10 protein-coding genes are annotated in these 14314 nt (G+C 57.8%); 7 read left to right on the top strand and 3 right to left on the bottom strand.

Translation table 11 applies throughout. The annotated features are described in order from the left end of the window. The first annotated feature begins 31 nt into the window (after positions 1-31). The 3 genes from FAES_RS09690 (at position 32) to FAES_RS09680 (ending at position 3853) form a co-directional block, all read left to right on the top strand. Entirely contained in the window at positions 32-1987 is a 1956-nt protein-coding gene (locus FAES_RS09690) for a TonB-dependent receptor plug domain-containing protein (RefSeq protein WP_015331022.1), read from the top strand. Further along, positions 1984-3102, top strand: coding sequence for a DUF5074 domain-containing protein (locus FAES_RS09685; RefSeq protein WP_015331021.1), 1119 nt, complete (start codon positions 1984-1986; stop codon positions 3100-3102). Before FAES_RS09690 ends, FAES_RS09685 begins: the two co-directional genes overlap by 4 nt. Positions 3103-3166: 64 nt before the next feature. After that, on the top strand, positions 3167-3853 hold the full coding sequence (locus FAES_RS09680) for a Dph6-related ATP pyrophosphatase (protein ID WP_015331020.1): 687 nt from the start codon (positions 3167-3169) through the stop codon (positions 3851-3853). 45 nt (positions 3854-3898) lie between these two features. Here the strand turns inward: FAES_RS09680 and FAES_RS09675 are convergent, their stop codons facing one another. Continuing rightward, positions 3899-4867, bottom strand: a complete 969-nt coding sequence (locus FAES_RS09675; RefSeq protein ID WP_015331019.1) for an alpha-E domain-containing protein — start codon at positions 4865-4867, stop codon at positions 3899-3901. A 303-nt stretch (positions 4868-5170) separates the two neighbouring features. Here FAES_RS09675 and FAES_RS09670 point away from each other — a divergent pair, with 303 nt between their 5' ends. Next, positions 5171-5935 (top strand): NIPSNAP family protein, encoded by a 765-nt coding sequence (locus tag FAES_RS09670; protein WP_041258760.1) that lies wholly within the window; start codon positions 5171-5173, stop codon positions 5933-5935. Positions 5936-6032: 97 nt separating this feature from the next. On the opposite strand, the gene FAES_RS28940 is transcribed toward FAES_RS09670, so the two are convergent. Continuing rightward, positions 6033-7883 carry a carboxypeptidase-like regulatory domain-containing protein gene (locus tag FAES_RS28940; protein ID WP_015331017.1) on the bottom strand — a complete coding sequence of 617 codons (1851 nt, stop codon included), beginning with the start codon at positions 7881-7883 and terminating at the stop codon, positions 6033-6035. A 179-nt stretch (positions 7884-8062) separates the two neighbouring features. Here FAES_RS28940 and FAES_RS09660 point away from each other — a divergent pair, with 179 nt between their 5' ends. The 3 genes from FAES_RS09660 to FAES_RS09650 all read left to right on the top strand — a co-directional run bounded on the left by FAES_RS09660 (position 8063) and on the right by FAES_RS09650 (position 11681). Further along, positions 8063-8524: a hypothetical protein gene (locus tag FAES_RS09660; protein WP_015331016.1), complete on the top strand. Its 462-nt coding sequence runs from the start codon at positions 8063-8065 to the stop codon at positions 8522-8524. 139 nt (positions 8525-8663) lie between these two features. Then, positions 8664-9410, top strand: a complete 747-nt coding sequence (fabG, locus tag FAES_RS09655; protein WP_015331015.1) for a 3-oxoacyl-[acyl-carrier-protein] reductase — start codon at positions 8664-8666, stop codon at positions 9408-9410. Between the two features lie 147 nt (positions 9411-9557). Beyond that, the gene (locus tag FAES_RS09650; RefSeq protein ID WP_015331014.1) at positions 9558-11681 is read left to right on the top strand and encodes a vWA domain-containing protein; all 2124 of its coding nucleotides are present in this window, start codon (positions 9558-9560) and stop codon (positions 11679-11681) included. A 97-nt stretch (positions 11682-11778) separates the two neighbouring features. Here the strand turns inward: FAES_RS09650 and FAES_RS09645 are convergent, their stop codons facing one another. Next, positions 11779-13881 (bottom strand): alpha-1,4-glucan--maltose-1-phosphate maltosyltransferase, encoded by a 2103-nt coding sequence (locus FAES_RS09645; RefSeq protein ID WP_015331013.1) that lies wholly within the window; start codon positions 13879-13881, stop codon positions 11779-11781. Positions 13882-14314 lie beyond the last annotated feature (433 nt).

The raw sequence follows: 14314 nt of genomic DNA, 5'->3' as shown, positions 1-14314 counted from the left end.
CTGGAGGGGCCACTCGTTCTGTTGTAAGTGTATGTTTCGCTGGTTAACCACCTGGGCGTGGTTGGTCGTTTCGCTGGCTGCAACGGCTCAGGATACGACGTCGGTACGGCAACTTCGGCCTGTGATGGTGCGCGGTGTGTCGCCCGAACGTTTTATGGCCGGCCTCAAGGTGCAACGGGCAGACTCGGCGCTGGTCGACGCCTACCGCTACCAGTCGCTGGCCGAACTGCTGGCCCTGCAAGCACCGGTGCAGTTCAAGAATTACGGACCGGGCCAACTCACCACGGTAGGGCTGCGGGGTACGTCGGCCAACCACACGGCGGTACTCTGGAATGGCATCAATATCAACGTACCCAGCCTCGGCCAAACCGACTTTTCGACCATTCCCGTCGCGGGCTTCGATCAACTCAGTATTCAATACGGGTCGGCGGCTTCCTGCGTTGGGTCCGATGCGGTGGGCGGCAGCATCCTGCTCAACACCACCCCCGCCTGGCAACAACGCGGCTTGACGGCGAGCATCGGGCACCGGCAGAGTGCCTGGGGCAGCTACCAGACACAGGCCGGGGCGCGCTACGCTAACCGCTGGGCCAACGGCTGGCAGCTAAGCGGTAAAACGCACCTGTACAGTGGTTTCTTGGCCTACAAACCAGCCTATACTGAACGTAACGGCTACCTCGTCGAACCGTTGCAAACGGGGCAACGCGGCCTTATTCAAGACCTCTTCCTTCGCGACAGCCGCAACCGGCAATGGTCGCTGAACCTTTGGTTTACCGATACTAAACTGACGGTTTCGCCGTCTGATCCGGTGGGGCGCGAGACCACTCAAAGCGGCGCGTACCGGGCGTTGCTCAATTATTCGTTTGGCGAAGCGAAGGCGGGTCGCTTCCTGTCGGGGCATACGCTGCTCCGGCTGGGCTACATCCGCGATTTGCTCGACTACGGCCGTGGGGCAGGTTTCGAAACCAATCCCAGCCGGACGCGCACTGACCGGCTCCTGCTCCGCGCCGAGCACGAAATCGAGCAGACAATGGGCAGCCAGCACCTTTCCATCCGGTTAGGGGCCGAAGGCGTGCGGTACGAAGCGCAGGTCGATGGGTACGTCGCCGGTACGTTGCACGAATACCGGTCTGATCTCTACGCGCTGGTTCGGTATCAACCGGTGGCGCGGCTGGTAGCGGCCATCAACCTGCGGCAAGCATTTGTCACGCGTTTCGACCCACCGTTCACCCCGTCGGCGGGGCTGGAATATCGCCTGCTGGACCGGCGCGGCTGGCGGCTCGACGGGCGGGCCAACGTGGCGCGGAGCTACCGCGTGCCTACGCTCAACGAACGCTACTGGCGCGATCTGGGCAACCCCAACATCCGGCCCGAACGCGGCTTCACGCAAGACGTAGGCCTGACGCTGGGGCGCTCCGCCGGTAACCTTAACAGCTCGCTCAGCCTCAGCGCGTTCCGCAACCACATGTATGACTGGACCTACTGGAATCCAAGCCGGGGTTACCGGGTCGAGAATCTACAGGAGGTACTGGCACGTGGTCTCGAAGCCCAACTCCAACTGGCCACTACGGCGGGGGTATGGCGGCTGGGCGGCTTCGGGCAATACGCCTACACCCGGTCGAGCCAGTTGGCGGTGTATGACCCGTATGCGGGCGACGTGATTGGGAAGCAACTCATCTACCTGCCTCTGCACACGGCCTCTGCCACTGCCTTTGCCCAACGGGGCCAACACCGGCTTACGCTGACCTGGCAGGGCGTCGACCGCCGCCCCAACACCTTCGATAACAGCAGCTACCTCCCGCCCTACACGCTGGTCAACCTGCTGGCGCAAACGGGCGTGCGACTGGGCCATTATCGCGGGCAGGCCACGGTGCAGGTCGATAACCTCTTCAATGAATTTTACCTGAATGTCAAACGTAACGTCATGCCGGGCCGCACGGTAGCACTCACGCTCGTGCTGCTGGTAGACACCAATTCCCCAACACAATGAAACTGACTTCTTTTTCGGTGCGCCTGTTGAGCGCAGCCACGCTTACCTCCCTGCTGCTGGCCTGTAACCGCAACACCGATCCCCAACCCGCCGCCAGCCTCTATACCGACGGCGTTTTTGTGCTGAATTCCGGCAATTTCACCGACAACAACGGCACGCTGTCGTGGTTGCCGCGCACGGGCAGTACGGCCCAAACCAATTTGTTTCAGGTACGAAACGGCCGTCCGCTGACGGGGGGTGTCGCGGGGTATGTAGAAGCCGGTAACCGCGGGCTGATTCTAGTCGATAATTCGGCGGCTGGGCTGGATAAGGTGGAAATCGTTACGGCTGATTCGCTGCGCTCGGTGAAAACGCTGGCATCGCCCGACATCGAAAACCCACGCGCTGCCGCCCGTATCAGCGATACCAAGGTGTATGTTACCTGCTGGGGAGCTACCGGCTCATCACCGTTCTACGTCAATCCGGGCTATATCGCCGTCGTTGATCTGGCCTCGAACACAGTCACGAAACGGATTACGCTACAAAAGGGAGCTGAGGGCGTTACGGTCGTGGGCAACGAAGCGTACGTGACAGGTCAGGGCGGCGAACGCATCATCCAGGTAATCGACACACAAACGGATGCCCTAAAAACCAGCATCGCCGTGACGGGCTCGATCAGCCCGCTGGTGGTGGACGCCAACGGTAAACTGTGGGGTACGCAAGGTAAAAACGTGGTGCGTATCGACCCGGCCACCAAAGCCATCGAAGCCACCATTCCCGTGGGTACGTCGAACAGTGCTAACTCCAGTGCCAGCTCGCCCAGCGGGCTGGTGGCCAGCGCCGACGGTCGTTCGCTATACTACAAATACACCTCGTACGACGCGAATTATAACCCGGTGGGGCAGATCTATCGCTTCGGCATCACCGACGCCACGATTACCCCGACGGCCCCGGTTTTCAACCGCACGTTCACGGGCTTGACGGGTCTGGGCTTCGATACGAAGTCGAACGTGGTGTATGCGGGGGTAACGCCCAGCTACAAGCAGGCGGGGTACGTGTATCGGTATCAGGCAACCGGCCAGTTGATCGACTCGGTACGGGTTGAGATCGCACCCACGGCCTTTTTTATCAAGTAAGCCATTGTTAGGCAAGGCAACCCCGTCGTTTCTGACTCGGCATTCAGAACGGCCACAACTGCTGATGAACTGGTCGGGGGGTAAAGACTCGGCCCTGGCACTGTATCGGCTTCAGCAGCAGGACCAGTATACCATTACGGGCCTGCTGACCACGGTGAACGGCGCCTACGGCCGGGTATCGATGCATGGCGTCAGGCAGGAACTTGTGCAGGCGCAGGCCGACCGGCTGGGGTTACACCTTCAGCTACTGGCCCTGCCCGAAACTACGTCGATGACCGATTACAGCCAGCAAATGGCCGATACGCTGCGGCCGCTGGTGGCGGATGGCGTCACGCACGCGGCCTTCGGCGATATTTTTCTGGAAGACCTACGTACCTGGCGCGAAACGCAGCTGGCTCAGGTCGGTCTGTCGGGCGTATTCCCGCTCTGGAAAGTCGATTCGATGGCCCTGCTCGACGCGTTCTGGGCGGCCGGTTTCCAGACGATCGTCGTCGCGGTAAATGGGCAGGTGCTCGACCGGTCGTTTTGCGGTCGTGTGCTCGACCGGCAGTTTGTGGCCGACCTGCCAGCAGGTGTCGATCCCTGCGGCGAAAACGGGGAGTTTCACACCTTTGTATTCGACGCGCCCTACTTCACCTCGCCTATCGCCGTCAGGCCCGGCGAGCCGATCGAACGGACCTACACCTTTACCGACGCCGACGGAGCGAGCCAGACCACGACCTATTATTTCTGCGATTTGGATGACTGTTAACTAATAACAAGAAGGGGCGATGCCGGATGGTATCGCCCCTTTCTGTTAAGCTTCGACGGCTTTTCGGTCGAAATAGGTTTTATAGATCGCATCGCCGATCACGTTGGTCTCGGTCTGGAAATGATCGAGAAACTGATGCAGCCCCGCTTTGAAAATATCGTCGACGATCGTGAATTCGAGGTCGCTGCGCAACTTGCTGATGGCCCGCTCAGCGCCGTTGCTGAACCCCTGCGACACGGGCACACCCGATATTTCGTAGAGCGACAGCTCGGCCTGCCGGATGCAGTGCGCCACCGACCTCGGAAACAGCCGGTCGAGAATCAGAAACTCGACGATATTGGCCGGGCTCAGGTTCCGATATTGCTGCCGAAACATGTTATAGGCCGATACTGATTTCAACACCGCCGTCCAGATCACCAGATCGAGGGTGGAAGAGGCCGCCCCGCCGGCGGGAGTCAGCAGCGTAAAGTATTTTACGTCCAGAAAGCGGGTGGTTTTGTCGGCCCGTTCGGTGAAGCGGCCCACGCGGGCAAAATGCCAGGCTTCGTTGCGCGTGATTGTCGCGTCGATGATGCCATAGAAGAGCTGCGCGCCGTGGCTGATGTCGGTAAAAAACGACTGGGTACGTGCCAGGCTCCAGTCGGTATGGTTACCCGCCGAATTCTGCACTTTGTGGTAGAGCTGATTCAGGTTTTCCCACATTTCCTTTGAAATCGTTTCGCGCACGGTGCGGGCGTTTTCGCGGGCGTAGTTGAGGCTCGTCACGATCGAATTCGGATTGCGCTTGTCGAACGTCATGTATTCGATGACATTTTCGCGCGTCGCTTCCTTGTAATGTTCGTAGAACCCGTAATTGTCGGCCGTCGCAATCAGCAGCGGCTCCCACTGCGGCGGTACGTTGGGCGGCAGGTCGAGGGCGAGGTTGAAATTGACGCTCATGAAGCGGGCGTAATTTTCGGCCCGTTCGATGTAGCGATTCATCCAGTAGATCGAGTTGGCAACGCGGCTCAGCATAAAGTGGGTATCATTCAGGTGTCTTCGTCAAAAATAGCGGCTAACCTGACAATTATACCCAATTTTTCAACGCCCTGTCTGGTAAGTTGCTTTCCATGCCGGAATCGGTTTGGGACGCGTCCCACGTCGGTTGGTTATCCGGCTGTATGGGGTTTGTTGTCACTGGTCATTCGGGCCGATCGAGTTTATCACTTTCCAGTACGGTAAACCGGTAGACAACCCGACTATTCCCTTTATTGCTTGGTATTCGCCCGTGGCACCGGCCCCGGCTCGTTCAATAGCCTCTATTTCATTCATCGTCCCATGAAAACCGTTTATCTCCTCACGTACTGTCTGTTCACCAGTGTGCTGTCGGCTTTGGCAACCCCGCCCGAAACGCCTCCGGCTTCGTCCCGCTACTACGAAATGCGGATCTACTACCCGATGCCCGGTAAATACGACGCTATCGTCGACCGGTTTCGGCAGTATACCACCAAGATTTTCGAGAAACACGGGATGCAGAACATTGGCTATTGGGTACCGACCGACCCGGCAAAGCAGGAGCTGATTTACGTGCTGGCCTACCCCAGCCGCGCCGCCCGCGACTCATCGTGGAAAGCCTTCGGCAGCGATCCCGAATGGCGGGCTGTGGTGGCCAAGACGGAGGCCAACGGCAAGCTGGTCGAGCGCGTGGAGTCGATCTTTATGATGGAATCGGATCTGTCGCCCAAGATTGAACCGCATCAGGCCAAGACGCCGCGCACGTTCGAGCTACGTACCTACACCGCTTCGCCCGACAAGCTGCCCAACCTGCTGACTCGTTTTCGTGATCACACCCGCAAGCTGTTCCGCAAGCACGACATGGAAAACGTTGCCTACTGGCTGACCGAAACCAAAAACGGCGAACAGCCCAAGCTGATGTACATTCTGGCGCACCCCAGCGAAGCCGAGGGTAAGCAGCATTTTGACGAATTCCGCAAAGACAAACGCTGGGTCAAAGTCAAGGCGGACTCGGAGGTCAACGGCAGCCTGACCACCAAAGTCGAGTCGCTCTACCTCAAACCCACCGACTACTCGCCGATTCAATAGAGAATGAATAATGGATAATGTAGGATGTATAATGGGCTGGCGCACGATTACTGATGCACCCGCCCATTATACATCCTACATTATCCATTATTCATTCTCACCGGTGCAGGATAAACCGGCCGGCTTGCCATCGTTGGGTGGCGTTGAAGCGGAATAGGTACGTACCGGTTGGGTACGTTTGCATATCGAGGCGAGCGACTGGCCGGTTGGGCGTTTCGCGCATCAGCACTTTCCCCGTGATGTCCATCACGAAGAGTTCGTCGATGGCGGTCGTGTTTTCGATCGTCAGGTAGTCGCGCGTGGGGTTCGGAAAATACCGGAACGTCGGGGCGGGCGCGGCCGTGCTGTCGACGGGTTGCCCCTGCTCGGTATACCGCACTGGCGGGGTCGCGTTGGGTACGTTGGCGACAGTTGGCGGCTGACAGTCAGTCGTCTGGGTGAACTTGGCGATGAGCCGCACCAGCAGCGCATTCAGTTTCTCGACGGTGTACTGATCGGTGGTGGGCTTGATGTGCGGGTTGCCAATGCCGCTGTCGTCGGTCAGGAACACGTAAGTGCCGTTGGTGCCGAGCGCCATCGACCGCAACAGGTATTCGGTGCTTTTATCGATGCCACTGGCCGCCAGCGGAATAAGCCGGATGCCCATAGCCGCCGCTTTGGCCACCGACCGCTGCAAGGAGGCAATCGCCGCCGCATCGTCGTGCGGCGGGGCGTCAAGCACCAGAAACAGCAGCCGGGTTTTGGCCGTTGGGCTCCACGTCAGTTTCGTCAGCGCGACGGCAAGCGCCGTATCGACCGCTTCGGGGTAATCACCGCCACCCATAGCTTCCTGGTTTTTGATAAACGCCACGGCCGAATCGGGCTGCGTGGTGAAGTCGTTGTGGCGGGTCAGGTACTGCTCGCCGCGGTCGCGGTAAAAGACACTCCCCAGCCGGATGGTGCTGTTAGGCGCTGCCTGTTTGGCCCGGCTGATCACGTCGGTCAGTTCAGCTTTGAGGTACGAAATTTCGTCGCCCATCGAGCCGGTGGCATCCACCACAAACGCCACGTCGACGGTCTGGGCGGCATCCCCACAAGGTTGCTCAATGGTCAGTGTGTTGTCGCCTTTGCCAAACGGGCTGAGCCGGTTCAGCGTGTAGGTTTTTCCGGCTACCACCGCTTCAGCGCTCACCTTGCCCTTAACTCGATTCGTCGCCGTAGAATCGGCCGGCTGAAACAAGTTGGCCCACAGTTCGCTCCGACCCGTGTTGTCGGTGCGGGTTTCCCAGATCAGGTGCCGTTGGTTGTCGAAAAGCCGCACGGGTACGTCGATCAGCGGGAAGCCATTGGCCGACACCACCTGCACCGAATACCGTTCGGCGGGAGCCACACGCCACAGGGTCCGGTAGTCGCGCAGTTCCTTCTGGGCAATGTCGCCCCATAACGTCCATTTGCTGTAATCGTGAATTTCGCCCGCCGTCAGTTGCCCGGCTTCGCGGTCAGGGGTTACTGTGACATACACGCTACGACCGGGCGTGATGGCGGCGGTTGAATAGTGCGCACTTCCGGGCGCGGGGGCTCTTCGGCTACCCGGAACGGTCGCTACCGAACCCATGACCTCCCGTTTAGCAGCGGTGGCGTATCCTGTAATCACCACTTCGTTGAGGCTTTTGCCGTCGGCGACCAGCCGAATCAGCACGGAATCGGTTGCAGCCGGGACGTTGACCGATTGCGTAACGTACCCGATGTAGCTTGCCAGCAGCGTTTTGCTGGCCAGAGGAATCGTGAGCTTAAACTGGCCTTTAGCGTCGGTTGTTGTGCCGAAGGCTCCGCCTTCTAAGGCGATAGCCACGCCGGGCAGCGGTGTTCGGTCAGCGGCGTCGATCACGCGCCCCCGGATGGTGCGCTGCTGGGCCGTAGCCCAGCCGGTCACCAGAAAAAGCAGCGTGGAAAGAAGTAGTTTATGCATCGGTACAATCAGTTTAGGAAAGAGTTATGCACTGGTCAATCTTAATTGGGCGGGTTTATTCGTTTAGTCAATGATCCTTTGTCCTCTACGGATGCTGGCGGCGTTACCAAATCCACCATCAATCTAGGCCAAAAGGCACGGTTTTTGACACCGATTCATTACCCATAGACACAAATCCCATGAAACGCTTTGCACTCCTACTTTTCGTCTGCGTCGGCTTGTTTGCTTCCTGCAAAAAATCGGGCGGAGGTGATAACGTTACACCGATTGATCCGCGCGACCGCATGGTTGGCGCTTACGCCGTTGGCTATAATATCCGCATCACCTTTGCCGGTAAAGAACTGAACCCGGAAAGCAACAGTGGTACGGTAACCGTCAGCAAAAGCACGCAGCAGGCTTCTCAAATCTTTATCGACTTCGACTTTCCGGGTACCAAAGAGCGGGTCACGGGCGAGCTTAATGGCAACAATTTCACCGTTATCGACAAGAAGACGGAGGGCATCATCCTGAACGGTACCACCTTCACGGGGCAGTACTCGGCCACGGGGCAAATCACCGCCAATAGTGAGTTTATCTATACGGGTGTGTCGGAAGATTCGGGCCTCAAGAAAACAACTACGGTAACCGGCACGAAAAAGTAATCCGTTTCGGCGGCGAAACTGTATTTTTGGCTCAACGGTCATCGCGCTTCGTGATCAGGTACGTTGTCAGACAGAACGGTTACATGACCACCGATTGGCCCGAAGCGTTGGAAAGTCGCCGATACAATTAGTCTATTTCATGAATTTAGTTGCCGGAAAAGTCGCCCTCATCACGGGCGCATCACGCGGGATCGGGCGGGCCATTGCCCTCCGGTTTGCGCAGGAAGGGGCCAATGTGGCGTTCACCTATTTGTCGAGCGTTGAAAAAGGGCAGGCGCTGGAAGCCGAACTCGCCGCCTTTGGCATCAAGGCCAAAGGCTATCGCTCCGATGCGTCTGATTTTAAAGCCGCCGATGACCTCGTTATGCAGGTCCTGGCTGATTTTGGCACCCTCGACGTGCTGATCAACAACGCCGGTATCACCCGCGACGGGCTACTGATGCGGATGTCGGAACAACAGTGGGACGAGGTGCTGACGGTAAATCTTAAGTCGGTCTTCAACCTCACGAAAGCAGCTATCCGGCCCATGATGAAAGCCAAAGCCGGTTCGATCATCAACCTGACGTCGGTGGTCGGCCTGCGTGGTAACGCCGGACAAGCTAACTACGCCGCTTCGAAGGCAGGTATCATCGGCTTTACGAAGTCGGTAGCGCTTGAACTGGGCTCGCGTAACATCCGGTCGAACGCGATTGCACCGGGTTTTATCGAGACCGAAATGACGGGCGAACTGAACGAGAAATCGATTGAGGAATGGAAACAGAGTATTCCGCTGAAGCGTGGGGGACAACCCGACGAAGTAGCCGATGCCTGCCTGTTTCTGGCGTCTGACCTCTCCCGCTACATCACCGGTCAGGTGCTGCAGGTGGACGGCGGGATGCTGACCTAGAGACCCGTACAATCAATGTATACTGTATAATGAACAATGTATAGAGAGCGATGTACATATAATGCATAAAGGGCTGCCAACAGCCAGGTACGTTAGTAGAAAATATCGTCCATTGTACATCGTTCATTGTGCATTATACATTAACGAATGAACCTGATCTTTCAAACGTCGCCGGTCTGGATTCTCGCCTGTTTGCTGGCGGGCGTGGTGTATGCGGCTGCGCTCTACCAACCCTGGCGGTTGGCGGGCACCACGGCGAGTGGCAACGTACCCACCAATGGCTGGAGCCGGGCGCTCACGTGGGGGCTGGCTGTGCTACGCTTTGTGGTGGTATCGCTGCTGGCATTCCTGCTGCTGAATCCGCTGATCCGCAGCACCCAGACCTTTCGGGAGAAGCCGACGGTCGTGTTGGCGATCGATAACTCCGAATCGGTAGCGGCGGCGGGTCGGCCGGCGTTGAATCAGACGCTTACGCTTCTGCAATCGGCCCGGCAACAACTGGTCGATAAAGGGTTCGACGTGGCCGTGCGTACCCTCTCCGACACAACTGCACCCGACGACCTCAGCCAAACGCCTTTTCGGCAGCGCACCACCGACCTGTCGGGCATGCTGTCGCGCATCCGTTCCGATTACGAGGGCCGCAACCTGACCGACGTGATTCTGCTTTCCGACGGCATCACCAATCAGGGCGTTTCGCCCACGTTTGGCACCTACCCGTTTGCGGTGCAGACGGTCGGGCTGGGCGATACTATCCCGAAGAAAGACGTCGCGCTGAAAGGCATCGTGGCCAACCGCGTGGCGTACCTCAACAATGCCTTTCCGGTGCAGGCCGATGTGGTCAGCAATGGTTTTCAGGGGCGCAGCGCGACGGTAGTGTTACGTCAGGGCACGCGGGAAGTGGGTCGGCAAACCGTCCGATTCGATCAGGCGAGCAGCTTTGCGCAGGTCTCGTTCCAGACATCGGCTACGCAGAAGGGCGTTCAGCGCCTCACGGTAGAGGTGCTGCCACAGGCGGGTGAATTCAGCACGGCCAACAACCGGCAGGATGTTTACATCGAGGTGATCGATGGCCGCGAGAAGGTGCTGTTGCTGGGCCTGGCCCCCCACCCCGACCTGAAAGCGCTACGGACAATTCTCGAAAAAAATCAGAATTACGAAGTCGACGTGCGTACGCTTTCGACCGCCGAGGGCACCAGTATTCCCATCGACAAGGCGTATGACCTGCTGATTCTGCATCAGCTGCCTGATTTGAGCAATCTGGGCAATGCCGCCCTCACGAAACTGCTGGCGAAAAATACCCCGACGCTCTTCATAATCGGCACGCAAACCTCGACGGCTGGCCTGAACCCCATCAACCCGGTTGTCAGCATTCAGGGAACGCCCAACCAGACCGACAAAGCAACGGCGTTTTTCAATACCAATTTCAAGCAACTCAACCTCGACCCTACCCGGCTCGAACTGCTCGATAAGCTGCCTCCGCTCACGTCGCCCTACGGCGAGTACAAGCTTCAGCCGGGCAGCGAAACGGTATTGTGGCAGCAGATCGGGACGGTGAAAACGGCCAAGCCCCTGCTGGCGCTGAACACCACCGGAGCCCGCAAAACGGCCGTACTGATGGGGGAAGGCATCTGGCAATGGCGGCTCGAAGAATACGCCCTGACAGACAAGCAGGACGTGATCGACGAGCTGATGCAGAAAGTATTGCAGCTGATCTCGGTGAAAGAGGACCGGCGAAAACTGCGCGTTTACCCCATCCGCAACGAGTTTACGGCGGGCGAAACGGTGTCGTTTGAAACCGAACTCTACAACGACATTTACGAACGGCTCTACGACATACCGGTGAAGCTGGAAGTAATCGATGAGCGCGACATTACCCGCACGTATACGTTCACGCCCACCGAAGCCAGCAGCCGGTTCGACGTTAGTCGCCTGCCCGAGGGTGTTTATCGCTATCGCGCAACGGCCACGCTGAATAACCGGGCCGAACAATCGTCGGGTCAGTTCATTGTCCGCACGGTTCAGTTGGAAGCGCTCAACACAACCGCCGACCACGCCATGTTGCGGCAGTTGGCGTCACAAACGGGTGGCAAATTTTATCAGGCCGCCAACGCAGGCGCTGTAGCCCAAGCAATTACGAGTCGCGACACGCCCGCCCGCCTCAGCAGCACCGAGTCGCTCAACGAGCTGATCAACTGGCGCTGGCTCTTTTTCCTCATCCTCGGTCTGGCCGGTACCGAATGGGCCATTCGGAAGTACAACGGGGGATACTGAACCGTTCAATGTCTAACGTCCAAGGTCCAAGGTTGGCTGACGCATCTTAGTCGTGCGCCATCCAACCTTGGACCTTGGACGTTAGACATTGAACGGCTTATAAGTCAATCCGGAACATATGCATCGGCAAAATGTACGGGTCGAGTTCGACGTAGTTCCACTCGCCGTGCCAGGTGTAGCGGTTGTCGGTGAGCAGATCATGCACGGTATAAGGCTGGTCAGGGGCGATACCAAGCTGCCAGATCGGCACCTGCACTACACCACTACGCCGGTTATACGCGTCCATATTCACGATCGTCAGCAGGCGGTTGTCGCCCGTTACTTTCAGGTACGCCAGCAGGAAGTCGTCATTGATGGTGCAGAACGTGAGGTTGTTGGTCTGTTGCAACGCCGCGTTGGTCCGCCGGAGCCGGTTGGTGAGGCCAATCAGGTACGTTAGCTTGTTGGTCCGATCCCAGTCCCACAGCCGGATCTCGTACTTTTCTGAGTTCAGGTACTCTTCTTTATTGGGCACAGGTACGTGCTCCATCAATTCAAACGAGGGGCCGTAGATGCCGTAGTTGCTCGACAGCGTGGCGGCCAGAAAATACCGGATCAGAAACTGCGGCTCGTGACCCGACTGCAAAATGTACGGGTTGATGTCGTGCGTAGTTGGCCAGAAGTTTGGTCGGAAGTAGTGCCGCATTTCACCAGCCGTCAGCTCGGTCATATACTGTTGCAACTCCGCTTTGGTCGTCCGCCAGGTGTAGTAGGTATACGAATGCGCGAAGCCCACTTTCGCCAGCTGTTGCATCACCTTAGGCTTCGTAAAGGCTTCCGAGAGAAACAGCATATCGGGATGATGCTTCTTCACTTCGGCGATCACCCACTCCCAGAAGCCAAACGGCTTGGTATGTGGATTGTCGACGCGTACGATCTTGACACCCCACTCGGCCCAAATCAGCAATACCCGCTTCAGTTCCTCCCAAAGTGCTTTCCAATCTTCCGTTTCAAAGTAAACAGGGTAGATATCCTGGTACTTCTTCGGCGGATTTTCGGCGTACTGAATGGTGCCATCGGGCCGTTTTTTGAACCATTCAGGGTGCTCGGTTGCCCAGGGATGATCGGGTGAGCATTGAATGGCCAGGTCCATCGCAATCTCCATCCCGTACGTTTTCGCCTCGGCGATGAGGTGTTTAAAGTCATCGACCGTGCCCAATTCAGGGTGGATCGCATCGTGCCCGCCTTCAGCCGACCCAATGCCATAAGGCACCCCGGGTTCGCCAGGCTGGCAGGTTACCGAGTTATTTTTGCCCTTCCGATGCGCCGTCCCGATGGGGTGGATTGGCGGCAGATACAGCACGTCGAAACCCATACCGGCAATGCGGGGCAGCAGCGCCTCCACATCGCGGAAGGTACCGTGGCGCCCCGCCTCCCGGCTGGCCGAACGCGGAAACAGGCAATACCAAGTGCTGAAACCCGCCTCCGCCCGATCGACCTCCACGCTCAGCCCATTGGGCAGATCAGCATAGCGGGCAGGGTGCTGCCGCTCCGGGTACGTTTGCGCCCAGTGTAGAAACTGCTCACTCTCGGCCAGTTCCACGGCGCGGGCGTACGGATCGCCGGGTTCGGCATCGGCAACATGGTTGGCCCCTTCGCGGAACAGGGCCGCTGCACGGAGTAGCTCAGCCGCATCGTGGGCGTTGGCATTGGGGCCACCGGCGGCCCGGTGCGCCATACCATCGACCAGCACCGCGCCCGCTTTCAGCTCGCTGCTGATCCGTTGCCCGTCTTTTACTTTCAGTTCAATTTCGTGCTGCCACGACGCGATATGGTCGACCCACGCCTCGATGGTGTAGTGATAACGACCCAGCTTCTGTACCGTAAACGAACCAGCCCAACGGTCATTGACGAGCAGCGTCATCGGAGCTTCCTGCCACGCTTTCTCGTCGGCATGGCGGTAGAGCAGCCGCGCCGCCAGCATATCGTGCCCGTCTGCTACGATATCGGCTTCGACCGGAATGGTATCACCAACGATTGCCTTGATGGGGTAGCGGCCGGGCCGATCATACCCAGCGTCGACTTCGGGCGATACACGCTCGATCCGAACGCGCTGCTGACCGGCTATATCAGCGAGCGTAGGGTCAGTATGGGCAACTGTGGAAGGCGAAGGTTTGGTGGCTGGTTGGGTAGAGGCTTTAGCAGCCGGTTGCTTCTTCATAAGGTGCGTTATCCGTCGGTTGGTCAATCGACAAAAATAACCCCCTATCGGCGATTCCCGGTACGGGCTGATAAACTCAGCGTACCTGTCCTTGTTTGGTAAGACAGGACGATCGACGTATTAGTGTTACGACAGAGTCTGAAGCCGCTCTCCGCCCAGCCGTAAGTAAATCGGGTGGTCCGTTTCCCGGCTCATAGTGGTCACAACCAAGTTTGCTTTCAGGTAAGTTGAAATATTAATGCCTCTGTACAGCAGATATTCCTTTTGCTTAAACGTGACTCACCGGAAATAGCAGCAAGCGGATAGTTATCGAGGTAATAGGCCACCATTGGGCATTGGAGTCAACTATAATACATAGAAGCATTGATTTCCAATGGATTACACAATTGTTGCAACAAACTATTTGACTAAATTTCACTACGCCGAATACCAC

The sequence above is a fragment of the Fibrella aestuarina BUZ 2 genome (assembly GCF_000331105.1).
Lineage (GTDB): Bacteria > Bacteroidota > Bacteroidia > Cytophagales > Spirosomataceae > Fibrella > Fibrella aestuarina.
This window is presented reverse-complemented; position numbering and strand designations above follow the sequence as displayed.

Coding starts and splice junctions, on each gene's coding strand:
- FAES_RS09680 (WP_015331020.1), top strand. CDS start 3,167: ATGAACTGGTCGGGGGGTAAAGACTCGGCCCTGGCACTGTATCGGCTT.
- FAES_RS28940 (WP_015331017.1), bottom strand. CDS start 7,883: ATGCATAAACTACTTCTTTCCACGCTGCTTTTTCTGGTGACCGGCTGG.
- FAES_RS09650 (WP_015331014.1), top strand. CDS start 9,558: ATGAACCTGATCTTTCAAACGTCGCCGGTCTGGATTCTCGCCTGTTTG.
- FAES_RS09660 (WP_015331016.1), top strand. CDS start 8,063: ATGAAACGCTTTGCACTCCTACTTTTCGTCTGCGTCGGCTTGTTTGCT.
- FAES_RS09670 (WP_041258760.1), top strand. CDS start 5,171: ATGAAAACCGTTTATCTCCTCACGTACTGTCTGTTCACCAGTGTGCTG.
- FAES_RS09685 (WP_015331021.1), top strand. CDS start 1,984: ATGAAACTGACTTCTTTTTCGGTGCGCCTGTTGAGCGCAGCCACGCTT.
- FAES_RS09690 (WP_015331022.1), top strand. CDS start 32: ATGTTTCGCTGGTTAACCACCTGGGCGTGGTTGGTCGTTTCGCTGGCT.
- FAES_RS09645 (WP_015331013.1), bottom strand. CDS start 13,881: ATGAAGAAGCAACCGGCTGCTAAAGCCTCTACCCAACCAGCCACCAAA.
- fabG (WP_015331015.1), top strand. CDS start 8,664: ATGAATTTAGTTGCCGGAAAAGTCGCCCTCATCACGGGCGCATCACGC.
- FAES_RS09675 (WP_015331019.1), bottom strand. CDS start 4,867: ATGCTGAGCCGCGTTGCCAACTCGATCTACTGGATGAATCGCTACATC.